This is a genomic window from Streptomyces sp. NPDC101234 (assembly GCF_044767525.1).
Lineage (GTDB): Bacteria > Actinomycetota > Actinomycetes > Streptomycetales > Streptomycetaceae > Streptomyces > Streptomyces sasae.
In genome coordinates this window covers 1-1,135 of sequence record NZ_JBIWOA010000117.1, presented here as the reverse complement: position 1 = coordinate 1,135, position 1,135 = coordinate 1, and the positions used below count along the sequence as shown (strand labels likewise).

Annotated in this window: 1 protein-coding gene and 1 pseudogene; both read right to left on the bottom strand. The window is 64.3% G+C overall.

What is annotated here, in order from left to right; translation table 11 throughout:
• Window positions 1-485: pseudogene (locus ACIRR9_RS55995) on the bottom strand (carbohydrate ABC transporter permease); the annotation flags it as partial.
• The coding region (locus ACIRR9_RS55990) for a carbohydrate ABC transporter permease (protein ID WP_403769833.1) at window positions 482-1,135 on the bottom strand (654 nt) is incomplete at its 5' end. The gene ACIRR9_RS55990 and the pseudogene ACIRR9_RS55995, both read right to left, overlap by 4 nt.

The window sequence follows — 1,135 nt, the reverse complement described above, 5'->3', positions numbered from 1 at the left end:
AGGACCAGGCCGAGCGCGGAGTCGTAGAGCTTGCCGCTGGCGGTGATGCCCGGCAGGTTGGTCAGCAGGTACATCCGGTACAGCGGGGTGATGATGACCTGCTGGGGGAGCAGGTTGCCCGCGGTGAACACCAGCAGCAGGAACAGGTTGACCCGGAAGTCGAAGCGGCTGACGTAGAACGCGACCATCGACGACAGGAACAGGGTGAGCAGCACGGCGGGGACCGCGATGATCAGCGTGTTCATGAAGTAGTGGGTCATGTCCGACTGGACGAAGGCGTTCTTGAAGTTGTCGAGGTTCAGCGTGTGCGGCCAGGACAGGTAGCCCCGCGCGCTGGTCTCGCTGTACGGGCGCATGGCCGAGAAGATCGCCCACAGCAGCGGGGCGAGCCAGGCCAGGGCCGTGCCGGCCAGGAAGACGTGCAGCAGGACGCGGGCCGGGCGGATCGGGTTGCGCTGTTTGGCCAGCGCGCTCACGGTGCTCATGCGCGCCGCTCCTTGCGGAAGGTCGAGATCAGATACGGGATGATCACGATCAGGGAGATGAACAGCAGCACCACCGCGATCGCCGAGCCGTAACCGATGCGGCTGGACTCGCCGATGATGTTGTTGGTCACCAGGATGGAGAGCAGCTCGGTGCCCTGGGCGCCCTTGTTGAAGACGAAGACGAGGTCGAAGGCGCGCAGTGCCTCGATGATCGTGACGACCAGGACGACCGTGTTGGTCGGGCGCAGGGTGGGGAAGATGACGTTCTTGAACGTCTGCCACTCGTTGGCGCCGTCCAGGGCCGAGGCCTCCCGCAGGGAGGGGTCGACGCTCTTCAGGCCGGCCAGGTAGAGGATCATCATGTAGCCGGTGTGCCGCCAGGACGCGGCGATCAGCACGGCCCACAGGTTGAGCTTGGGGTCACCGATCCAGTCGATGTAGTGGCCCGGTTTGTTGGCGCCGATGATGCTGTTGATCAGGCCGGTGTCCGGGTTGTAGATGAGCTGCCAGACGAAGCCGATGCAGGCCAGGGAGATGACGACGGGCAGGAAGAAGGCCGTCTGGTAGACCCGGCTGAACCTGATCTTCTTGTCCAGCTGTACGGCCAGGAACAGGCCGAACGGGGTCGGGATCAGGATGAGCACGACGAA